We start from the raw sequence: 21705 nt of genomic DNA on the forward strand, positions 1-21705 counted from the left end.
GTGAATGACAATGGGGTGTTTTGACCCTGCAACCGACAAGATGTTGCCGCACAAGCACGTTTCCTATCATTTTGTGATGGGCAACTGTTATGAAAAGCTTAAACGCCAAGATGAGGTTTTCGCGCAATTCGAAAGAAGCGCTGGCTGGAGATTGTAGGATCTAAATTGCCTTGCCCCATTTGTAGGCTGGACAAATGCTGGCGGACAGAGAGGTTGTCGCAATAAAGAGGTTCGAATATGTGCCCTTTCAAAGTGAATGTCATTGGAGCCGGGCGGGTGGGGCAAACCCTGATCCACTTGCTGGACACTCTCGATGACTATTCAGTGCAGGACGTACTGAGTGCCAGGTTTCAATCCGCGCGGGACGCAGTCCAACTGACCGCAAATGGGCGGGCTGTGGAAGAGTATTCAGGGCTGCAGCCTGCCGACCTATGGATCATTTCTGTCCCTGACACTCAAATCTTCGCTGCCGCGTCTGAGCTAGAAAGGGTTTTCAGGGATCAAATATCGAATGGCCAACCACCGGTCGCCTTCCATTGCAGCGGCTATTTCCCGGCCGAGCAGATGGCACCGTTGCGTCAACTGAATTGGCATCTTGCAAGCGTGCATCCCGTTTTGTCCTTTGCCGATCCTCTGGCGGCACGGGATCAGTTCAAAGGCGCGCTTTGCGGGCTGGAAGGGGACACAAATGCCAAGGAGTTTATTGTGCCCTTGTTGGAAAACATAGGCGCCAAGTGTTTTTCCATCCGGTCAGAAAGCAAAAGTCTTTATCACGCCGCCGCGGTGATCTCGAATAACTTCACAGTGGTATTGCAGGCCATCGCACGTGAGGCTTGGGCCGAAGCAGGCGTTGCCGACAAAGTGGCGCAACAACTCAACACCAAGCTTCTGAATAGTACGGCAGAAAACGTGGCTGCGTTTGGCCCGCAACAGGCCTTAACCGGTCCAGCGGCCAGGGGGGACGACATGGTCGTTTCCAGCCAGGGTGCTGACGTGGCCCGATGGTATCCCTCCGCGGGTGACCTCTATGCGGATCTTAGCAAGATGGCCCGAAACCTGAAGAAAAGCGGTTCCACGCGGGATTCCTAAGTCACCTAGTGCGGTTATCACCGATCGTGTCAATCAGCGGTTGCAGGTGTTTTTCATACCGCCGCCATTTTTCCTTGGATGTCGAATAAAGTGGCTGGCGAACTTGTTGGACGCTGGCGGTGCGGACACGGCGCTTGCCCGAATAGAACTCTAGGCAGGCTTCGGTCCAGTTCAGCCCACAATAGTCAACAATGCCGCGCGCGACGGTGTCGATATCGTCCACCAGCGCTTCGTACCGGATCGTGTGGAATGCACCCTGTGGCAGGGTATTCTGCCAGTGTTCCATGATCCGGACATAATTGTTGTAATAGCGCCCCAACTCGACCTGATCATAGCTGTGCAACTGGCTGCGTTCGAACAGGCGCGTGTAGCAAGATAGGCAGATATCCAGGGGGTCACGGGTGACGTGGATAATTCGGGCGTTTGGCATCAGGCCGTGGATCAGCCCGATCATCTGAAAGTTTGCCGGCATCTTGTCCACCACGCGCGGGTAATCCCCCCCAAGGCGCGACAGAACTTCAACATAGTCTTCGGCCCGCCGTTTTAGCTGATCGTAGGAAGCCGAGGCCGTCGCCTGTGGCACATTCGTACGGCCATCGGCCTGACGCCCGAACAGGTTCTGCAAATCGTTCAGCTCTCCGGCCCCGAATACTTGCGGGTGGGCGTCGAGGATGGATTCCGTCAGCGTGGTGCCTGAACGGGGCATTCCGACAACAAAGATGGGTTTTTCACTCGGGATCGCACATTGGCCGAGTTGCTTGATCCTGTCGGCATCGAATGTCGAAATCAAATCATCCGTAAGCTTGTCCGTTTCAGCTGGGTCATATGTGATCAGCGATCTTTTTAAGGCTGCGCCTTTTTGAAACTGCGCGAAAGCTTCGTCATGACGTTTTAACTTTTCATAGCAATCACCCATTGCGAAACGATAGGAAACAGCCTTTTGCGGCAACATCTTATCGGCTGAGGGCAGGGCAGCCTCAAGCGCATGAAAGACCGGGCTGTCTTTGGTGATCGTGTCCAGCCGCGCCAATGAGATTTGCGCGCTGAGCGGATCATCCGCCGAGGTCGCAGCCGTGTTGAACAATTGGCGCGCTTTGTCAAAGTCACCCTGTTCCATGGCTAGATGTCCTAGGGCCAGGCGGCTTGCGGTTAGGTCGGGTTTGAGCTCAATCGCTTTGGCATACAGGGTTTGCGCCGTGTCCGTGTCGCCAAGATGCGCCTTAACTAGCGCCATCTGATGGCAGGCGGCGGCATTTTCGGGATCCAGACGTAATGCGTGTTCCGCTTCGATCAGGGCCAGTTTGGGGTGGTTCTTTTCAAACAGAACCTGAGACAGGCCAACATAGCTTTCGGCCTTTTGACCGTTCAGCGAGATCGCGTTTCGAAAGGCGTTCTCCGCCTTGTCCAGATCGTTCTCTAGCATGAATATCCGGCCAAAGTTCCGGTGCAACTCTGCATCGCGCGGCGCTTGCTTGGCGTGGGCTACGGCAACGGATTGGGCGGCGAAGATGTCCTCGGCCTCAATCAGAACCGAGATCAGGTTGTTCGCGGTCTCGGAAGAGGCCGGGTTTATCCGTAGGGCCTGTCGGTACAGGTCCGCAGCTTTATCACGATCACCCTGATCCCGGGCGATACTGCCCAGATTGTTGAGGGCCCGGTCAAAGTCCGGCGACAGGGCCAGCGCACGGTCTTGCGATGTGCGCGCAAGCTCAAGCTCTTTCAGATCATAATGAACAAGGCCCAAATTCGAATGGGCCGCCGCGTGGCCGGGTGCCAGCCGCACCGCCCGCTCACCAATGGCGCGGGCCTTTTCCAGTTGCCCGGACGCACGCAATATTTCGGTGAAATTGGTCAAAAAAATCACGTAGTCCGGTCGCAAATCAACGGCGCGGCCAACAGCCTTCACCGCAGGGTCCAATTGTCCGGCCCGAAATGCGATTAGGCCCAGCATGTGGTGTGAGTCCGCGTGTTGCGGAGCGGCTTTGACAATCTCCGACAAAAGAGCGGCGGCTTGCTTCAACTGCCCTTTTTCATAATGCGACATCGCCCGGGCGAATGCTTCCTGCACCGAAATCTGCAGCTGTTCTGCCATAAGAATGCCTCCTGCCGACCAGCGCAGATCTGATTGAGAACCGCTTATTTATAGCGCTGGCGCACGTGTGGTAGAACATTCTTTCCCTGCCGTCCATCCGTTGGCTGGGTCAAGTATTCCCAAGTATCAATACGATATATTGTGTGTTCTTGATGCAATACCACGAAATATTCGAAAGATTTTTTAGGTGGTCATATTTGCGCCCTGCTTCGCTCCTAGGTAGCAAAATGAACAAAAAGTTAACGAGTTATCTCCTAAGGAAGGGACTTCATAAATGAAAGGTTGCGCAACTGAGCGCACACGGGAACGTGTGGCGCGTGGGGGTCGTGTTGTGAAATGGAAAGGGCGGGTGGCCAGTGTTGCGCCATCGGTTTTCCTAGCGTCCGTGTCTGTCGCGGCGTTGTCTGTCGGGATTGCAACAGCCGAGGTGGTATCGGCACCGCAAAACACGCGACAGGTGTTTTTGAATGACGAAGACAACACGATCACGGCCACCGGCGCGGTCAACCTGACCACTGGGGGTGGTCCGGCAGTCGTCATTGATACTGACTATTCCAGCACATTCATTAACAATGGTACGATCTCTGGTCCTTCCGCATCCAGTTCTGTCGGGTTTGGCGTGCTTTTGACCGACGATTTGTTGGCAACCGGACAAATCATCAACAACGGCACAGTCAACGTTAACGTCGATGCCTCGTCATTTGCGGCAGCGCTTGGCTACCTTATGGGTGGGGACTTTGCCGGTGATTTCGTGAACACCGGGACAGTCACCGCCCAGGCGAGCGCGACTTCTACCAATGCAACCGCCCTTGCCGTTCTTTTCACGGGCGGTATCGACGCAACCGGATCATTTTCCAACTCAGGTTCGATCACGGCAAGGGCCAGCGGGTCGGGTGCAAGCAACGCAACAGCCATCGGGTTGCTTTCCGACGGAGACATGGACACGAATATCGTCAATGATGGAACCATCACGGCAGCTGCCAGAGGCGCGAGCACACTGGAAGCAATCGGCATTCTGGTAACCGATAATCTGAACGGTGACATTGACAACACCGGCACAATCCAGGCCACAGCGTCTCAGACTGCCGGTCAAGCCGAAGCCGTAGGTGTTCGCGTTGAGGGCGACGCAAATGGTGCGCTGAACAATGCTGGCACAATTGTTGCCAGGGCCGAGGGATCGGCGAGTGATGCAGTTGCCTGGGGGTATCACGTTGAAGGCAATCAAACCGGAAGCCTCACCAACACCGGGACGATCCGCGCCATCGCCGACACCACGTTTAGCAGCGCGGACGGTGCAGCTGTCTATGTCGAGGGTGACACGACCGGCAATATTACCAACACCGGAACTATAGTTGCCATTGGCAGCGCCTCCGAGTCCGCCTCAGGGTCGGCCTATTATCTGTCGGGCGACCTGAACGGAAGTTTCGACAACTCCGGAACGATTTCAGTTGCCGCGAACGCAACAGCTGGAGAAGCCGAAGCCGTCGGTCTTTATGTCCGCGGCTCGATGACCGGAGATATTGCCAATAGCGGCTCTATCTCGGTCCTCGCTGACGGGGTTTCCTCTGCAACTGCAACGGCGTTTGAAATCCGTGGCGGCCTCGACGGCAGTTTCGTGAATAGCGGGTCGATCACTGTACATGCCACCGATCTGGAGGATGACGAAGCCTACGCATACCTGTTGGATGTCAGCGGTGGGATGACTGGAGACATTTCCAACACCGGCAATATTCTGGTGCGAAGTGATGGATATTCGGACGCCACAGCAATCGCGTTTGATATTTCTGGTGGTTTGCAGGGGAGTTTTACCAATTCGGGCACCATCAGCGTTATAGCGACCGACCAGACCGAAGAAGCCGAGGCTTATGTTCTTGACGTCAGCAGCGGTATGACCGGCAACATCACCAATACTGGGACTATTTCCGTACGCGGTGACGGGTACTCGTCCGCGTCGGTCTACGCGTTTGACATTTCGGGCGGCTTGCAAGGTGACTTCACCAACACCGGCACCATCAGCGTGATTGCCACGGACCAAACCGAGGAAGCCGAGGCATATGTCCTTGATGTCAGCAGCGGTATGACCGGCAACATCACCAATACCGGCACTATCTTCGTAAGAGGTGATGGATATTCATCGGCGACGGTATACGCCTTTGATATTTCGAGCGGACTGGACGGTGATTTCACCAACACTGGTACCATCACTGCGATTGCCACCGATCAGACCGAAGAAGCCGAGGCTTATGGCTTTTATGTCAGTGGTGGCATGACCGGGAATGTTCTGAACTCCGGCTCCATCGACATTGAGGCCCATGGCTTTTCGGAAGGCACGGGTGCTGGGATTTACATTACCAGTGGTCTGGACGGTGATTTTTCCAACTCCGGCTCGATCACAGTGCTTGTTACGGATAACACCAGTTCGGCAGAAGCCTACGGGTTTTATTCCAGTGGCACGACAATTGGTGACGTAACGAACTCCGGTACGATTCAGGTGACGGCCCGTGGAAACACCAGCGCCTCTGCGACGGCTTATGGCGTCACTGTTTCCGAATTTGACGGGACGCTGTCTAATTCCGGTGTGATCACCGCCACCGCTACGTCAGAGACCGAAGAGGCGTTAGCTCGGGGTCTCTATATGCGCAACGGAACCGACGGAACGGTCCTCAACGGCGGCGGTGTTGAGGCATCTGCCACAGGTTCGACCGAAGCCGAGGCGCAGGCGGTTTTCCTGGACGATACGTTTGCAGGCAGCTTTACGAACACCGGCACCTTGACGGCCTCAGCTACGATCACCAATGACACAGACTTCTTTCAGGGGACTGCAGTTGGTGTTCTGGCCGATGACGTGCAGGGGACGTTCTCGAACAGTGGTGTGATCACCGCCACGGCATCGGGCGCGGCAGAATCCAATGCCTATGGCCTGTATTTTGAGAATTTCGATGGTGTGATCACAGAAGTTGGTGAGATTTCCGCGACCTCTGACACCGGTGATGCCTATGCGATCTTCCTTGGGACAGGCACAGGGACATTGAACCTTGTCAGCACCGATAAGGTTGATGGTCTGATCCGCGTTCAGGATCACAACGTTAACCTGGATGCAAATGGTGGCAGCGCGATTTTCGAGTTCGAAGACGCCGCAACGGGGTCCGGAACCTTTACAACGACAGTGTCAGATGGTCGTTCGGCCTGGTTCGTGCAGGACGAAGGCGGCGCGGCTCCGATTTATGCCAGCGTTGATTCTTCCGAGGTGCTGACCTCGGGCGATGTCGTAGCCTTCTATGGCAGCACCATCAGCGGTTCGACGAATGCGCTGAGCTATGGGGCGCAGGCTCAGGTGACGCGCAATTCGACCACGGGTCGTATCGCAGGCGTGACATTCGGCCCGTTCCGTCCCTACGTGGCGGTTGACGGTGCCGCACGCCAAATCGAAAACGTGCCCGGGGTTGATACTGATGTCGCGATTTTCAACGGCAGCGCCGGGTTTTCCGGGCAATTGGACAACGGATTGGCGCTGGCACTGGGGCTGGGTGTGTTCCGGTCCAACGGTGACACCGACACCACGGATTTCGACACCGATGGATTCTATCTGGACGCCTCATTGGGTCGCCAGATCGGATCATACACGATCGAAGCCGGGCTGGGCTATGGCTTGTTGTCGACCGAACGGTCGCGCGAGATCACCGGTAGCGCAGACGCGGATGCCGATTACGACAGCACCCTGCTGACGGCTTATCTGGGTGTCGAGCGAGCATTCGACGTCAGTGACGCTTTCGGACTGCTGGGCTTTGGCGATGTCCGCTATACCCGTCAGGACGATGACGGTTATACCGAAACTGGGTCATCCGCGAATGCCACGGTCGGAGACAGCACCACCGAAGTGATCGAAGCCCGTCTGGGTGTCGAGGCCGAGAAGGCGCTGAATACCGGCGGTGTTATTGTCGGACAGCTGTCGGGAGTTCTGCGGCGTGATCTGGGGGACAATGACACGAACGTGACAGTTTTCTCGACCACGCAGTCGCTGTCTTTCCCATCAACGGATTTCACCGGCGCCAGTGTGCTGATCGGGTATGAACACGAGTTCGTTCCCAACATGCAATTCGAAGCGAATGCGGAACAGGAAATCGGTAGCGACGCTCAGGGGCCGTTTTTCCAGGCGGGTCTGAGGTGGTCGTTCTGATTTCCGTGTAATACACAAAGAACCGGGCCAGAGCTTAATCAACTTCTGGCCCGATTTTCGTTACAAGTTAGTTCCCTTTCAATTCCATTATTTCTGTGTTTTGAAAAATTGCACTTGATCTCGCGATAAGCCTTGGACCGCGCGACCTACCCTGTCTTCGATCTCTGACCCAGGTTTTTTCTGCAAGCCATTTGGCAATCTTATGACGTTCTTCCAAATCAGGTGAAGATAACTCGTCTTCCGTAGGTTTGTGCTGTACCAAAAAAAGTCATTTTGGGAATCCGTCACAACGACCCATCCAATGCAATGTGATACCGCTTATTTTTGCGAATGGAGTCCTCGCATTGCCTGTCAAAGATGCAAGTCCAGAGCTTGCGCCACAAATAATGCCAAGGGTGATCAATTCTCAGGGTCGATAACATGTCACCTTTTGCAATCATGTTTTCAATCGCAGGAGTTGCGTCGGGTCAAAGTAGCGACGCGGCTGCAGAAATCGCCAAGGACCTCGCCAATCCATTCGCGGATCTGATTGTGTTGCCTTTAATCCCGGAATACACGCCCAATATCGGATCTGAGGATGGCTACAGAACCTCTCTCAGTTTTCAGCCGATTTACCCTTTGCACTTGAGCTCAAATCTCAATCTGACGATCCGGACAACCATACCGCTGGTCCAGCAGAACGACATCATCGGATCGTCCGGCAGTCAGTTTGGCTTCGGCGATTTTGAGCAGGGGTTCTTTTTCGCATCCAAAGCCAAGTAAACGAAACTTGGCGATCTCTCTTTGGGAGCTGGGGTACAGGTGACGTGGCCGACCAGTACAGATTCGTTGCTTGGGGAAGGCACTATGGCGCTTGGTTCTACAGCCGCCGCTTTGGTGCAAAAGAACGGCTGGACCTGTGGCGGGTTGGTCACCTATCATTGGGGCGTTTGGGAGACGCGGAATAACGTCTCAAGTGTGAACACGACTTTCCTTGAGCCGTTTGTGGCCTACACCAACGCGTCGCAATGGACCATCCAGATATTCGCCGAGAGCGAATACAATCGGACCGCAGATGAATGATGGGTTCCGGTAGACTGCAGAAGTTGGATAACTGGTGCAGTTCCGCGAGGTTCCGATTCAGATAATGGGCTGCGTGACCTATTGGGCCGATAGCCAGCAGGGTGGGCCGGATGGCTTTGCATTCCGGATGGATGTGTCGGTCGTGTTTCCAAAAGGTTTGAACAAGTAGCTTGCCAGCCTCGACAACGTGCAGCATGTTTCGCGAAACGAATACCGGCGCATTTCGTACGGTTTTTTTGTAGGATTTGGAAGGTCAGCCATGAGTTGTATTCGAAATTCGATGTCAGCGTTGGCCTGCCTGGCGTTATTTTTCTTCGGAGCGGCAGAAGCTGATCAACAGAATTCGGAATTGGAATTTGCATCCCGTAACGACAATCTACCATCAGTAGCGATCATCGCCACCGGAGGGACAATCGCAGAGAAGACGGATCCTACGACCGGTGGTGCTGTTCCCGCTGTTTCGGCCAGAGACCTTGTGGCGGCTTTGCCCGGATTGTCAGGCATTGCGAACATTGGTGTCCTGCAATTTAGCAATATTGACTCATCTCAGATGACGCCCAAGGATTGGGCGCAGCTCAGCGCCAAGCTGGACGAGGTTCTTTCTCGGGAAGATATCAGCGGAGCCGTTGTTACTCATGGAACGGACACAATGGCAGATGGGGCGTTCTTTGCGGATGTTACGCTGAAAAGCGACAAGCCGGTCGTCTTCACCGGTGCCATGAACGATGCCTCGACCCCAAATCCAGATGGTCCGGGGAACATATACAATGCTGTGGTTCAAGTGCTGTCACCCCAAGCCCGGAACTGGGGTGTTACGGTAACTCTCAATCGATACGTCAACTCAGCGCGTCACGTGCGCAAGACGCAAACCACGAATATTCAGACCTTCAACTCGGGTGAAAAGGGTTATCTTGGTTACGTGTTCGGCAAACAGGTGCAGCGTTTCAATGATCGGCTGCATCGGGTGCGGGTTCCGTTGCCAAAATCTCTTCCGGACACGTTGCCAGATGTGCCTTTGATCATGGCCTATGCCGGGTCTGATGGCGGATTGCTACGCCACGCGGTCGATACCGGTGCCAAGGGTATTGTTGTCAACGGAGTAGGGGCGGGCAATGTCAATTCAGACGTATTTGAGGCGATCAAATACGCCTTGGCAAAAGACATCGCAGTCGTGGTCGCGACCCGGGTTTATCATGGTAGCGTTGAACCGATTTATGGAGATCCAGGTGGCGGTGAAACGCTACAGAAGGCCGGTTGCATCTTGGCCGGAGATCTTCCTGCTGCCAAAGCTCGCCTACTTCTCATGATTGGATTGCTGCATAACGACGCTGACCAAGACGCTCTTGCAAAGCTTTTTGAAAGCTAGCTTTCGCAATGGTTTCTGCATGGCGTGTGGAAGCCCCTGGGTTGGGCTTTATCGTTCAATCACCCATCAGGAAAATCTCTGCCGGCCATTCAGGTAATAGTTCGTGTTTCTCGTTATAGAGGCTCAGCAAGATGCCTGCGTTCAATCATAAGACGATCGCAGCGAGTGTCTCCTGTAACAGGCGGCATCGTAGCAACGGTGCCAGTGGACCAACGTCAGCTCTGGGCTGTTTCCCAGGAGCGAAATGCGTTTCCTGTGCAGATGTTGCGTTTGCTCCGGTGGCGGCAGTGAGCCCAATATGTCGATTGCCGCATGATCTACAAATGTCTGGTCAGTGGAGTCCATGACGACGGTTCCACGCTTGTTTAGCTTCAAGAACGCCAATGACGAAAAGTTAGTGACAAACCCCTCAAAATCTCAGTGAAAGACATGACATGCCACCATCCAGCTTTGCACAATCGGTGTTGTCTATCTCAACGATCTCATACCCTTCACGATCCAGCATTTCTGCGGTGCGTGGGAAGCCCGCGGCCATCAACACCAGATTGTTGAAGCGGATCGCATTGGCGGCAGCTTCTTCCCCATCGGCGACGTGCAGCACGCGGTAGCCCTCAAAGCAGCCCGATGCATCCAACCGTCGGGTCGACAGGATTGTCTCGGCATCCATCAGTGAACAATCTGTTTTGAAGTGTAAAACGCCAACCGGCGTAAACACCTCGCGCAGTTTATACCCCCACTCAGTGGTGATTTTCGCCAGCTCGGCGACACCTTCAGCATCCGTGCGGTCTGACCGGCCCACCAGAATTTCGCGGCCGGTTACAAGGATATCTCCACCCTCGACATGGCCGGGGCCCTTGATTTCAAGGACCGTTTCGTAGCAGGCGCGAAGTGTCGGAGCCATTTCGGCCACTTCACCCATTCGCGATGGTGCGCCGGGCCGCATCAGCACAGCGCCTTGCGGCAGGCAAAGGGCCGTATCCTCGACAAACTGCGCATCAGGGAACGCGTCGAGGGGATCAAGTTCGATCACCTCAACCCCGGTGCTTCTCAGCGCAGCCACGTAATCTTTATGCGCCGCCATCATCCCGTCGAAATCCGGGTTTCCGATATCTTCTGCACGCAATCCGCCAGCAATGGTTGGGGCCGGACGACGGGTGATGGCGCGGGAAAACTCAAAGGTCGGGTCTGACATGTTTCAATCTTTCTGAGGCTCGTATTTCGGAGCGGTGACTTCGATCATTGTCGGCCCATTCAGTGCGGTGGTTTCGCGCAACGCCTGCGCCACAGCCTGTGGTTCCGCGGGAACCGTGGTGAATGAGATGCCAAATGACTTGGCCGTTGCTGCAAAATCGGGGGGTGAGGGATCGCATCCTATGACTGTCACGCCCACATCCTGCATTGACGTGGCGATTTCCCGATATCCATGATTGTTCCAGATTAGGAAGGTGACTGGCAGATTTTCGTCTACTGCAGCCATGATTTCCGGCAATGAAAACTGCGCGCCGCCGTCGCCGGTAATGCAGACCACCCGTGCCGTCGGATCGGCGATCGATGCGCCGATGGCTGCAGGTATGCCATAGCCGAGCGCGCCATAGCCCGTTGCTGCGTTGAACCAACCTCCGGCCCGGTCGTGGTCGTAGAAAAGATTGCCGGCGTAAATTGGTTGGGTGGAGTCTCCGACCATCAGCGCATTCGGAGCCCCAGAGCGTATTGCATTCAGGATTTCTACCTGATGGCGATAGTCCGGACTAAGCTCCTCCCACGCTGCGTCGCGTGCTTTGCTGGCACGTTCCGCACCATCTCTTTGCTTTGTCTTTTGCGGCAATGCCTCAAACAGCGCCGGCACAACCACGTTAACGTCACCTTGAATGGCGAGCGTTGCCTCGTGTCGGGTCAGTTGATCACTGCACCGATCAACTCGGATCAGGCCGGACATTTCCGCAAATTGACCGGTGGCATACATATCATAGTCGGTCGGCCCCAGCTCGGTTCCCAAGGCCAGTACGCAATCGGCACTTTCGATCAGTGCGCGTACGGCGTTCAGGCTGGGGCTGGCGGGAACGGTCAGTGGATGCCCGTGCAGCAGGCCGCGCGCGTTGACGGTTTGCACCACGGGGGCATCCAGAGCTTCGGCCAGTGCCTGTAGTCCAGTTTCAACACGTTTTGCGCCGCCACCCGCCAGAATGACAACTTTCTTCGCTTCAGCCAGTTGCTTTGCGGCTTGTGTAATCAATATCGGGTCAACCGGTGGCTCTGAACCGAGCGTCTCAATTGGTGTTCCCTGGTTTTCAATCGCTGCAATATTCAACGGAACCTCGATATGCGCCGGCCCGGGGCGACCGTTGGTGAGGCTGTGAAAAACGCGGTCCAAGACCGGGTCCAGTGCGTTGGCATAGGAGACTTGTTCAGACACCAACGCAACTGTTTTGGCCAGCCCCTGTTGGTCTGGCAATTCATGCAGATGTCCCAAGCCCTTGCCGAGCGACGCGGTTTTGTTGACACCGGACACTACCAGCATTGGCACTGAATCTGCGCGCGCCTGGGCCATCGGGGTCAGCGTATTGGTCAATCCGGGGCCGGTGATCACAAAGGCCACACCCGGTTTGCCCGACACGCGCGCATAGCCATCGGCCATAAAGCCCGCACCCTGTTCGTGCCTGGGTGTAATATGACGAATACCCGAGGCCGCAAGCCCGCGGTACAACTCAATCGTGTGAACGCCCGGAATTCCGAAGACGCAGGTCACATCCCTTTGGCGAAGCTGGGAAACCAGAGCTTCACCGATTGTCATTCCGCTCATGCAACCTCACGTGATTTGCGGTTGGCGTGATCGATGATGCGAGAGACCGCAGTGGCAAAATCGGTTTCGCTAATCGTCAGTGCTACCCGAACCCAATCTTTCAGGCTGTCCCCAAAGGCGGATCCCGGCATAACAGCTACCCCGGCCTGCAGCAGGTCCCAGGCATAAGCTTCGCCATCAATCCCGGTGGCAGAGACATTGATGAGGGCGAACATTCCTGCCTCGGGCCGGTGAACGGTCAGATCCGTTTCCGCTTCTAGTCGATCGGCCAGTAACGTGGCGCGTCCAGAGAATCGGGCAGCCATGCCGGGGGCAACCTCGGACCCGTCTCGGATCGCCTTTTCCGTCATGTCCGCGATGAAAGGCTGATTGCCAAAGAGCATGGTCTCAGAGTAAGGCAGCAGCGCTTCGCAAAACGCAGCGGGTCCAACACACCAGCCACTGCGGAACCCCGGGGCGGCATGTGATTTTGAGATGGATGATACACCGATGACACGATCCGCCAGTCCCGGGTCTGCCAATGGTGAAACAAATCCGGCCCCGTCAAAGATCAGTTCTTCATAGACCTCGTCCGAGATGATCCACAAATCATGCGCCATCGCGAGCTGGCCAATTTCGGCAATTTCCGTGGCGGTTAGGATCGCACCCGTCGGGTTGTGCGGCGTTGTCAGAAGAATGGCGCGGCTACGCGGAGTGATGCATGCAGCGATATCCTCGGCCTGCATGCGAAACCCGTGTTCAGGCCGCAGTGGTACGGGCACCATTTCCGCCCCGGATGCACGCACGACCCCTTCATAGGTTGCGTACATCGGATCACCGACCAGAACTTCGTCACCAGCCTCTACAACCCCAGCCATGGCCGCGAACAGGGCCGTTTGAGTTCCGGGAAAGCACAGAAAGTTCTCAGGCACAAAAGCCCGCCCGCGAGAGGCTGAATAGCGTGCAGCAAGTGCGTCAAGCAGCCCGGCTTCACCGCGCCCATTGGAATACGCTGTCCGCTGAGCCCGCAACGAGTTTACGGTGGCTTCAATCAACGCGTCCGGAACGGGCACGTCCGGCTCTCCAATCGTCATTTCGACGATATCCGCTCCAGTTTTGATAAGGTCGCGCGCTTTCAGGTGTACGCCCCATTTGGCGCCACCCAAGCCTGCCAACCGTTCAGTCACAGATGTGGTCTTCATGGCTGCTCCAGCTTTTTGGTTAATCGAATCCCGACGATGGCGCTGACAGAATCCAACCCGATCTGCGCCAGTTGGCCATCGGAAAAAGCATCCGGAAGCGCACCGCCTTCCAACCAAAGGCCGTCGATCACCGCATTGCTGGCAATGGCCAGTTGCGTTGCTTCCGTCGGTACGACTGAGCGCCCGGATTCTTGCAATGCGGCGACGATCAACCTCTCAAGGTGATCCCGGAAATAATTATAGGTTTGCTGGTGAATGCGTTGCATTTTCGGATCATGCTGCACTTTGTTAAGGAAGCCAGCCCATAAGGCCACAGCGCTTGGATCAACGATTGGTGGTCGCAGCGACGCGTCAACAAAGTTGGTCAGCTGAGATACCGCGCTGCCTTTCCCTGATGAGGCGGCTGTCTGATCGGTCAGCGTATTCATGTGATGCTCATACGCTGCCTGCACAAGCTCTTCCTTGGATGAGAAGTAGTGCCGGATCAACCCTTGGGTCACGTTTGCACGGGCTGCAATCTCACGCACCGTGGCACCGCGAACGCCCATCTCAGCGATAAGGTCCAAAGTTGCCAGTATCAGCGCTTCGCGGCGAAACTCAGCAGACTCACGTGTAAATTTGCGGCTGTCGTCCTGCACGTCCGGGTCATCCATGGCATGGAGTTATTATACACTTGCATAATTGCGAGATTCGGGGCTTACTGCAAGCTGAAATCAGAAGATTCTTGGATATGGACACAGCCAAAGCAGCATCACCCACATTCGATGAAACCACGTCCGATGAGGCGATAAAGGTTGAGGACCTGCACAAATCCTTTGGTACGCTGGAGGTTTTGAAGGGTGTGTCCCTGACAGCTAACAAGGGGGATGTTGTTGCCATCATCGGGGGATCAGGCTCTGGTAAATCCACCATGCTGCGCTGCATCAACTTCTTGGAAACCCCGAGTTCGGGAAAGATCACCATCGGCGGCGAACTGGTTGAGATGCACGCCGATGGCAGCCCCTCCAACCGCCGCCAGATCGAGCGTATCCGTACGCGGCTGGCCATGGTTTTCCAGCAGTTCAATCTTTGGACACACCGCACGCTTCTGGAGAACGTGATCGAGGTGCCGGTGCATGTTCTCAAGGTACCAAAAGCAGAGGCCATCGCACGGGCGCATGAATTGCTAGAAAGGGTAGGGCTCGGCGACAAGGCTGACACCTATCCGGCCTATCTTTCGGGTGGTCAGCAACAGCGCGCCGCCATTGCCCGGGCGCTTGCGGTCGATCCTTCGGTAATGCTTTTCGATGAACCGACGTCGGCGCTTGATCCCGAGCTTGTTGGCGAAGTTCTGACCGTGATCCGCGATCTTGCCGCCGAAGGGCGCACAATGCTGCTTGTCACCCATGAAATGAAATTCGCACGCGAAGTCGCAGACCACGTTGTCTATCTCTTCGAGGGCCGCATCGAAGAGCAGGGCCCACCTGCCGAGGTCTTCGGCAACCCAAAATCAGAGCGCCTGAAGCAGTTCCTCAGCTCGGTCGCCTGATCCAGTAAAAACAACATAATGAACCCAAAGGGAGTAACAAAATGAACGTCAAGAAATTGCTCGCGTCCGGGCTTACCGCCGCTATCCTCTCGGCTGGTGTTGCCAGTGCTGAAGAGGTCAAGATTGGCATCGCGGCCGAGCCATATCCGCCATTCGCTTCGCTGGACAGCTCAGGCAACTGGGTTGGTTGGGAGATCGATGTCATCAATGCTGTTTGCACCGCTGCGGAGCTTGACTGTGTCATCACACCGGTGGCTTGGGACGGTATCATCCCGTCGCTGACCGGGCAGCAAATCGACGCCATCATGGCTTCCATGTCGATCACCGAAGAGCGGTTGAAAACCATTGATTTCAGCGACCCTTACTACAACACACCTGCCGTCATCGTCGCGGATAAATCGATGGATATCGAAGCGACCCCAGAGTCGCTTGCAGGTAAAGTTGTTGGCATTCAAGCTTCGACTATCCATCAGGCCTATGCACAGGAATACTTCAAAGATTCCGAACTGCGCGTCTACCAGACTCAGGATGAGGCCAACCAGGACCTGTTCGCAGGCCGCATTGATGCCACGCAGGCGGACAGCATCGCCATGGCTGACTTTGTGAATTCTGATGCTGGGGCCTGCTGCGAAATTAAAGGTGCCGTTGCAGATGACCCCGCTATTCTGGGACGCGGTGTAGGTGCTGGCGTCCGCAAAGGGCAGGATGATTTGCGCGAGGCACTGAACAAGGGCATCGCTGCTATTCTCGCCGATGGTACGCACGAGGAAATCACTTCGAACTATTTCTCGGCCAGCATCTACTAAGCTGCTGCCGTGACCGGACTGTTGGATTCACTTGGATTGGCGCAGAGCGCAGAGTTGCTGTCGCTCTCGCCACCGGGGTGGGGGGGCAATCTGCTGCGCGGATTGTCCCACTCATTGCAGATCGCTTTTGGCGCATATGCGCTCGGCCTCGTGATCGGATTGTTCGGAGCTTACGGCAAACTATACGGCGGGAAGGTTACGCGCGATCTCCTCGCCATTTACACGACTGTCATCCGGGCCGTACCGGAACTGGTGCTGATTCTGATCCTGTATTATGTGGGATCTGACATCATCAACAAAATCTCTGCCGCCATGGGGGGTGGCCGGGTCGAGGTAAGCGGCGTTGGCGCAGGCATATGGGTGCTGGGCGTCGTTCAGGGCGCATACGCGACCGAGATTCTGCGCGGTGCCATTCAGGCAGTTCCACCCGGTCAGATCGAAGCTGCCAAATCCTACGGTATGCCTGCCTTCATGACCATGCGGCGTGTCACAATCCCCGCCATGATGAGCTTTGCGGTGCCTGGTTTGGCGAACCTATGGCTGATTGCGACCAAAGATACGGCACTGCTTGCGGTCGTGGGCTTCAACGAGTTGACGCTGGAAACGCGACAGGCCGCCAGCAGTACGCGCGCCTATTTCACCTTCTTTCTGGCAGCGGGTTTTCTCTATCTCATGGTCACGTTGTTTTCTGGCGGTATCTTCGCCCGGATTGAGAAATGGGCCCGTCGCGGCCAACCCTCTGTGAAGGGAGGGAGCAGATGATCGATTCCAGATCGTTGATGCAGCCACATCGCATCGTGATGATGCTGATATTTGCAGGGATCGTCGTCTGGTGCACCGTCTCGCTTCAGTGGGAATGGATACCGAAATACGCACCGCTCGCCGTTCAGGGCATCTGGACAACTATCTGGTTGTTGGTTGTCACCGTTGTTCTTGGTTTCCTTCTCGCAGTTCCGCTTGGACTGGCGCAGGCGGTCGGGCCCTGGTATCTTGCCGCCCCTGCAAAGGCATTTTGTACCATCATCCGCGGCACACCGCTGCTGCTGCAGCTTTGGTTATTGTATTATGGGCTTGGGTCTCTGTTTCCGCAGTTCCCATGGATACGCTCTTCAGAGCTGTGGCCCTATTTGCGACAGGCTTGGCCTTATGCAGTGCTGGCGCTGACGTTGTCTTATGCCGGCTACGAAGGCGAGGTCATGCGTGGTGCCTTCAAGGGGGTCGCTAAGGGGCAGCTTGAAGCAGCGAAATCATTTGGCATGCCAAGGCTGACCATGTTCCGCCGTATCTGGTTACCTCAGGCGATCCGCAACGTTCTGCCTACACTGGGAGGTGAAACCATCCTGCAATTGAAGGCAACCCCATTGGTTGCGACCATCACTGTTGTCGACATCTACGCTGTGTCTTCGCGGGTACGTTCGGACACGTTCATTATTTACGAGCCGCTGATCCTGTTAGCCGTGTTTTATATTATCGTAGCGGGTGTGATCGCTTTGGGGTTCCACTGGTTAGAAGTAAAAGTACTTGGGACTGGAAGTAGAAATGTGACGGTCGGATAGTATCTCCAGAATCTGAGAAGGAGCCGACACCCACAGCCTGCAAGGCAATGTTTCTCGATAGTTGCCCTGACCTTTTGGAATTACGAGCATACAAGCAAGGTGATCAATTGAAGCGGCAAAGGGAACGTCAGTATTGCCCGCGAACCGCTAGCTCAACGAGTAGTTTTTTTACGCTCGTAGTGAATGGCAGGTTTGGCGGGCCGTAACGCAGCATAATGAAACTCGGTCAAATTTTCGCAATGGACCGCCCATGAAAAGCGGCCCGGAAGCGTTAAATTTCAATAGCTTCAGCTATTGCCAATGCGTCCGCAAGCTCAACACCGAGATACCGAACTGTGCTGTCCATCTTTGTATGGCAGAGCAAGATTTGCTGTTCCCGCAGGTTGCCGGTCTTCTTGTGGATCTGTGTCACGTTTGTCCGTGTATTGAATGTGTGCCGTAAGTGCTCGCCCCCAACTCAATTGGCATCACCCAATCACGTGCGATCCGCGCATATTGGCGGATGAAAATTGCAATCACGCATGAAACCGCCCAGACCACAGGTATTCTGAGCCGGTCATGAGTTCGTCTTTTGACGAAATGATGGTCCTGTTCCACGATGTTGTTCAGATATTTCCGCCTGACCATCTTCACCGGGATCGGGCAACCAAAGCCCGCAAGCATCTTGTTAATTGCCTTGATGCCCGCGGTGTTAACGCCGTTTTTGTCGATAACGATCTTTCGTGGAAGACCGTCGACGTCAAGCATCCGGGCGAAGAACCTTTTGGCAGCCGGCAAATTAAGCCGCTCTGAAAGCATGAAACCCAGGGTTTTGCCGTTTCTATCTACAGCGCGATAGAGATAGACCCACTTGCCATTCACTTTGATATACGTTTCAGCCATTCTCCAGGAGCGGTCGCACAGTCCCTTACGATGACGCGCTACTTCAGCAATTGCGCGTGCATAACGTGGTACTCAGCGTTGCCGCGTAGTTTGATCCACCGCAACGCTTCACCCATGCATGATCTCTTCCAGATCACGATACGACACGCCAAACCGAACAAAGAAGAAGACCGCGCACATGATCACATCATTTGGATTCTGTGCGCCTTTGAAAGAGATCATGAATCGTCTTTCGAAGAAAAATACTGACAGCCATTCACTGGCTACCTTGGTGAGCCACAACGGTCAAAACTTTGCAACGGTTCCTCTCAAAACTGATTGTTAACGCGTTCCAGAGCCGCCTCCAAATCCAGAACAAATTCACTGGCCAATGCAGATGGAGGACGATGCGCCGGTTGCATAATTGAGACGTTCAAAACGACATGGGGGTGAAACGCCCGAAAGACGATGGGTCTCGGCTCGGGTCGCATGTTGGCGTACCCAGCTGCGGTAATGGGATCGCAGACACAGTAGCAGAGCCCTTTTTCAACCAGAGTTAACGCCGGGTGAAAGGTCCTGAGTTCGAACCGTTGTTCGAAACTGGCTTTTTGATTGGTGAATGCTCTCTGGGTTGCAATCAGGTTCGGGTGCCCTTCCTGCAACCCGGCCATCGGACGACCCGACAGGTGGTGAGCCTGGACTGTTTCAAGTTCAGCCAGTGGATCACCCGCAGGGATCGCACATACGCATTTCATGTCAAAATCGACCGTATCAATTGCAGCAGTGGGTTTCGGGGTTTCCCCCAATCCAATATCGTATTGCTGAGATGCAACCCACTCCTCGATCACCGGGGACGCGCGCATCATCAACGAAGCCTTTACGTCTGGTTTGTCTAACAAGAACTCACCCAGAAGCTGCGGCATTAAAAGGCCGGAGGCGGCTGGCATACAGGCAATGTTCAGGCGCCCCTTCGTCAGCGCCCCGATTTCGCGCATCGTTCGGGTTGAAAGCGACAGGCGATCCAGAATCGCCTCGGCCTCGGTGAGGAAGTATTGCGCCTCGGGGGTGGGGGCCATTTTCCCGCGCTGTCGGCGGAACAGAGCGATATCCAATTCGGCCTCGAGATTTGCGATTAGCGCGCTCACAGCAGGCTGAGTTCGGCCAAGGATTCGGGCGGCGTCAGATACAGATCCTGTCCGCATAACCTCTCGAAAGGCCTGCAATTGGCGAAAGCTGAGATTCATGCGCCTTTGTTAATCCTTAACTTTTTGTCACCTCATAAACTAACTTTATTCAGCAATCAATTTAATCGTTTTGACTTGATATGCTCAACTCGTGATTTTCCCGCCACGAATGCGCCGCATGCATTCGCAATGACGGAGGGGGAAATGACACGCTTTGCTAGCGTCTTGCTGACAGTCCTGATTTGCCTGGTTGCTCTTGGGCAATTTGTGCAGGTGATCACACGCTATGTGCTGGAAATCCCGGTTATGGGGCTGGAAGAAAGTCTGCTTTACCCCACTCTGTGGCTGTACATGCTGGGGGCGGTCAATGCCTCGCGCGAGAACACGCATATTCGGGCCAATGTGCTTGAAATTTTTCTCTCTACCGAACGCCAGCATCAGGTGCTTGCGGTCATAGGTGAGGTCATCAGCCTGATTGTTGGTATTTGGCTGACCACCTGGGCTTGGGACTTCACCAAATATTCGATGCGTGTTTGGCGCGAAAGCCCGACGCTGTACCTGCCGACCTTCTATGTCGATGCCGCTTTGTTTGTCGGGTTGGTCCTGATGATGATCTTTACAGCCTGGCACCTGCTGGTGCATCTGCGCGCGCTGTTTTCCCCCCTTGCCGAACCCGCCGTCGAAGGAGGTCTAAAATGATTGAGATCGCACTTTTTGCGGTATTGGTTCTGGTCATTCTGCTGACTTTGGGTGTTCCGCTACCCTATTGCTTCGGTGCCGGTCTGATGGTGATGTATTTCGCCGGTGACGTGGTCATGAAGGGCAATATGCTGTGGGGGTTCCAGCAGTTGGGTAACCCGGTGCTGCTGGCCATTCCGCTGTTTGTTCTGGCCGGGACGATCATGTCTGTCTCCGGCATTGCGGCAAGTCTTCTCAATTTCGTCAACATCTTTATCGGTCACTTGCGCGGTGGGCTTGGTGTTGTGGCCACGGTGTCCTGCGCGCTGATCGGTGCGATCTCGGGCTCGGGTCTGACCGGTGTTGCTGCGATCGGTCCGCTGCTGATTCCGGAAATGGAGAAGCAGGGCTACCCACGTGAATATGCAACGGCATTGATCGCGAATGCATCACTTCTTGGCCTGTTGATCCCACCCTCCGTGACGATGATCGTTTATGGTTGGGTGACTGATACATCGATCCTGGCCTGTTTCCTGGCGACGCTCGGACCCGGCCTGCTGATCATGGCGAGCTTTTCGGCGGTCAATATCCGGATGGCGCGCAAATTTCCACTGCAACTAAATGAGCCCCTCAAAGGCACGGCCTTCATGTCCGAAGCAACCCAACGCGGGTTCAAGGCCACGCCCGCCCTGTTGATGCCGGTGATCATTCTGGGTGGTATCTATGGCGGCATCATGACCCCGACCGAGGCCGCCGCAGTGGCCGTGATCTATGCGATCCCGGTAGGTTTTCTGATCTACAAGGGGCTGGATGTACGCACGTTCTTCGGCGCGGGCAAAGAGGCCGCAACGTCGGTCGGGGCGATCATGCTGATGATCCTGTTCTCGATGATCCTTAGCCAGATGTTTGTGCTGGAAAGCGTGCCGCAGGCCATCGTGCAGGCAATTTTCTCGGTGACCGAGAACAAAGCGCTGCTGCTGGTCCTCATCAATGTCCTGTTGTTCCTGGTCGGCATGGTGGTCAATGACGTAACCGCTATCATTCTGATCGCACCGCTACTGCTGCCATTGATGCAGGCAATCGGTGTCAGCCCTATCCAGTTTGCTGCGATTATGGGCGTCAACACCGCGATGGGAGGTGTAACACCGCCTTATGCCTCGATCCTGTACCTCGGTGCGCGTATCGGCCAGGTGCCTGTCACCAAGGTGATCCGACCCGCCATGACCCTGATCCTGCTGGGTTATTTACCCGTCGTGTTTTTGACCAGCTTCTGGCCAGACCTGTCGATGTGGCTGCCTCGCTTCTTTGGCTACTAAGCCGCCCAC

18 protein-coding genes and 2 pseudogenes are annotated in these 21705 nt (G+C 55.2%); 12 read left to right on the top strand and 8 right to left on the bottom strand.

From position 1 onward, the window contains the following. Positions 1-237: 237 nt before the first annotated feature. On the top strand, positions 238-1089 hold the full coding sequence (locus tag ACR0IK_RS15990) for a Rossmann-like and DUF2520 domain-containing protein (RefSeq protein ID WP_480642208.1): 852 nt from the start codon (positions 238-240) through the stop codon (positions 1087-1089). Position 1090: 1 nt separating this feature from the next. Here ACR0IK_RS15990 and ACR0IK_RS15995 read toward each other — a convergent pair whose 3' ends face one another. Further along, positions 1091-3181 carry a tetratricopeptide repeat protein gene (locus tag ACR0IK_RS15995; RefSeq protein WP_480642209.1) on the bottom strand — a complete coding sequence of 697 codons (2091 nt, stop codon included), beginning with the start codon at positions 3179-3181 and terminating at the stop codon, positions 1091-1093. 274 nt (positions 3182-3455) lie between these two features. Between ACR0IK_RS15995 and ACR0IK_RS16000 the strand changes: the two genes are divergently transcribed. From ACR0IK_RS16000 to ACR0IK_RS16020, 5 genes are all read left to right on the top strand, one after another. Further along, a complete protein-coding gene (locus ACR0IK_RS16000) occupies positions 3456-7358 on the top strand; it encodes a beta strand repeat-containing protein (protein ID WP_480642210.1) in 3903 nt (1300 codons plus the stop codon). A 420-nt stretch (positions 7359-7778) separates the two neighbouring features. After that, positions 7779-8120, top strand: coding sequence for a hypothetical protein (locus ACR0IK_RS16005; protein ID WP_480642211.1), 342 nt, complete (start codon positions 7779-7781; stop codon positions 8118-8120). A gap of 84 nt (positions 8121-8204) precedes the next feature. Continuing rightward, positions 8205-8420 (top strand): hypothetical protein, encoded by a 216-nt coding sequence (locus tag ACR0IK_RS16010; protein WP_480642213.1) that lies wholly within the window; start codon positions 8205-8207, stop codon positions 8418-8420. Between the two features lie 34 nt (positions 8421-8454). Continuing rightward, on the top strand, positions 8455-8589 hold the full coding sequence (locus ACR0IK_RS16015) for a hypothetical protein (RefSeq protein WP_480642214.1): 135 nt from the start codon (positions 8455-8457) through the stop codon (positions 8587-8589). 90 nt (positions 8590-8679) lie between these two features. Beyond that, positions 8680-9786 (top strand): asparaginase, encoded by a 1107-nt coding sequence (locus ACR0IK_RS16020; protein WP_480642215.1) that lies wholly within the window; start codon positions 8680-8682, stop codon positions 9784-9786. A 409-nt stretch (positions 9787-10195) separates the two neighbouring features. Here the strand turns inward: ACR0IK_RS16020 and ACR0IK_RS16025 are convergent, their stop codons facing one another. Genes ACR0IK_RS16025 through ACR0IK_RS16040 form a run of 4 tightly spaced genes read right to left on the bottom strand, consistent with a single transcriptional unit; the run spans position 10196 to position 14420 of the window. Then, a complete protein-coding gene (locus ACR0IK_RS16025; protein ID WP_480642217.1) occupies positions 10196-10978 on the bottom strand; it encodes a dimethylarginine dimethylaminohydrolase family protein in 783 nt (260 codons plus the stop codon). A 3-nt stretch (positions 10979-10981) separates the two neighbouring features. Further along, positions 10982-12586: a 5-guanidino-2-oxopentanoate decarboxylase gene (locus tag ACR0IK_RS16030; RefSeq protein ID WP_480594635.1), complete on the bottom strand. Its 1605-nt coding sequence runs from the start codon at positions 12584-12586 to the stop codon at positions 10982-10984. Next, positions 12583-13767, bottom strand: coding sequence for a pyridoxal phosphate-dependent aminotransferase (locus ACR0IK_RS16035; protein WP_480594636.1), 1185 nt, complete (start codon positions 13765-13767; stop codon positions 12583-12585). Before ACR0IK_RS16035 ends, ACR0IK_RS16030 begins: the two co-directional genes overlap by 4 nt. Then, positions 13764-14420: a TetR/AcrR family transcriptional regulator gene (locus tag ACR0IK_RS16040; RefSeq protein ID WP_480642218.1), complete on the bottom strand. Its 657-nt coding sequence runs from the start codon at positions 14418-14420 to the stop codon at positions 13764-13766. The genes ACR0IK_RS16035 and ACR0IK_RS16040 overlap by 4 nt, the downstream gene beginning before the upstream one ends. 77 nt (positions 14421-14497) lie before the next feature. Between ACR0IK_RS16040 and ACR0IK_RS16045 the strand changes: the two genes are divergently transcribed. The 4 genes from ACR0IK_RS16045 to ACR0IK_RS16060 are packed head-to-tail and all read left to right on the top strand — an operon-like array spanning position 14498 to position 17657. Further along, entirely contained in the window at positions 14498-15295 is a 798-nt protein-coding gene (locus ACR0IK_RS16045) for an ABC transporter ATP-binding protein (RefSeq protein ID WP_480642219.1), read from the top strand. A 41-nt stretch (positions 15296-15336) separates the two neighbouring features. After that, a complete protein-coding gene (locus ACR0IK_RS16050) occupies positions 15337-16101 on the top strand; it encodes a transporter substrate-binding domain-containing protein (protein WP_480642220.1) in 765 nt (254 codons plus the stop codon). A 9-nt stretch (positions 16102-16110) separates the two neighbouring features. Continuing rightward, on the top strand, positions 16111-16863 hold the full coding sequence (locus ACR0IK_RS16055) for an ABC transporter permease (RefSeq protein ID WP_480642221.1): 753 nt from the start codon (positions 16111-16113) through the stop codon (positions 16861-16863). Beyond that, positions 16860-17657, top strand: a complete 798-nt coding sequence (locus tag ACR0IK_RS16060; RefSeq protein ID WP_480642222.1) for an ABC transporter permease — start codon at positions 16860-16862, stop codon at positions 17655-17657. Before ACR0IK_RS16055 ends, ACR0IK_RS16060 begins: the two co-directional genes overlap by 4 nt. Positions 17658-17928: 271 nt before the next feature. On the opposite strand, the pseudogene ACR0IK_RS16065 reads toward ACR0IK_RS16060, so the two are convergent. From ACR0IK_RS16065 to ACR0IK_RS16075, 3 genes and pseudogenes are all read right to left on the bottom strand, one after another. Then, a pseudogene (locus ACR0IK_RS16065) lies at positions 17929-18229 on the bottom strand (site-specific integrase); the annotation flags it as partial. Further along, positions 18207-18761, bottom strand: a pseudogene (locus ACR0IK_RS16070) (IS6 family transposase); the annotation flags it as partial. The pseudogenes ACR0IK_RS16070 and ACR0IK_RS16065, both read right to left, overlap by 23 nt. A gap of 86 nt (positions 18762-18847) precedes the next feature. After that, a complete protein-coding gene (locus ACR0IK_RS16075) occupies positions 18848-19762 on the bottom strand; it encodes a LysR family transcriptional regulator (RefSeq protein ID WP_480642224.1) in 915 nt (304 codons plus the stop codon). Here ACR0IK_RS16075 and ACR0IK_RS16080 point away from each other — a divergent pair. After that, entirely contained in the window at positions 19742-20401 is a 660-nt protein-coding gene (locus ACR0IK_RS16080; protein WP_480642225.1) for a TRAP transporter small permease, read from the top strand. The two genes, ACR0IK_RS16075 and ACR0IK_RS16080, sit on opposite strands and share 21 nt — an antisense overlap. Further along, positions 20398-21696: a TRAP transporter large permease gene (locus ACR0IK_RS16085; protein WP_480642227.1), complete on the top strand. Its 1299-nt coding sequence runs from the start codon at positions 20398-20400 to the stop codon at positions 21694-21696. The genes ACR0IK_RS16080 and ACR0IK_RS16085 overlap by 4 nt, the downstream gene beginning before the upstream one ends. The last annotated feature ends 9 nt before the right edge of the window (positions 21697-21705 follow it).

The sequence above is a fragment of the Ruegeria sp. BF7 genome (genome assembly GCF_056538605.1).

Coding starts and splice junctions, on each gene's coding strand:
- ACR0IK_RS15990 (WP_480642208.1), top strand. CDS start 238: ATGTGCCCTTTCAAAGTGAATGTCATTGGAGCCGGGCGGGTGGGGCAA.
- ACR0IK_RS15995 (WP_480642209.1), bottom strand. CDS start 3,181: ATGGCAGAACAGCTGCAGATTTCGGTGCAGGAAGCATTCGCCCGGGCG.
- ACR0IK_RS16000 (WP_480642210.1), top strand. CDS start 3,456: ATGAAAGGTTGCGCAACTGAGCGCACACGGGAACGTGTGGCGCGTGGG.
- ACR0IK_RS16005 (WP_480642211.1), top strand. CDS start 7,779: ATGTCACCTTTTGCAATCATGTTTTCAATCGCAGGAGTTGCGTCGGGT.
- ACR0IK_RS16010 (WP_480642213.1), top strand. CDS start 8,205: ATGGCGCTTGGTTCTACAGCCGCCGCTTTGGTGCAAAAGAACGGCTGG.
- ACR0IK_RS16020 (WP_480642215.1), top strand. CDS start 8,680: ATGAGTTGTATTCGAAATTCGATGTCAGCGTTGGCCTGCCTGGCGTTA.
- ACR0IK_RS16025 (WP_480642217.1), bottom strand. CDS start 10,978: ATGTCAGACCCGACCTTTGAGTTTTCCCGCGCCATCACCCGTCGTCCG.
- ACR0IK_RS16030 (WP_480594635.1), bottom strand. CDS start 12,586: ATGAGCGGAATGACAATCGGTGAAGCTCTGGTTTCCCAGCTTCGCCAA.
- ACR0IK_RS16035 (WP_480594636.1), bottom strand. CDS start 13,767: ATGAAGACCACATCTGTGACTGAACGGTTGGCAGGCTTGGGTGGCGCC.
- ACR0IK_RS16040 (WP_480642218.1), bottom strand. CDS start 14,420: ATGGATGACCCGGACGTGCAGGACGACAGCCGCAAATTTACACGTGAG.
- ACR0IK_RS16045 (WP_480642219.1), top strand. CDS start 14,498: ATGGACACAGCCAAAGCAGCATCACCCACATTCGATGAAACCACGTCC.
- ACR0IK_RS16050 (WP_480642220.1), top strand. CDS start 15,337: ATGAACGTCAAGAAATTGCTCGCGTCCGGGCTTACCGCCGCTATCCTC.
- ACR0IK_RS16060 (WP_480642222.1), top strand. CDS start 16,860: ATGATCGATTCCAGATCGTTGATGCAGCCACATCGCATCGTGATGATG.
- ACR0IK_RS16075 (WP_480642224.1), bottom strand. CDS start 19,762: ATGAATCTCAGCTTTCGCCAATTGCAGGCCTTTCGAGAGGTTATGCGG.
- ACR0IK_RS16085 (WP_480642227.1), top strand. CDS start 20,398: ATGATTGAGATCGCACTTTTTGCGGTATTGGTTCTGGTCATTCTGCTG.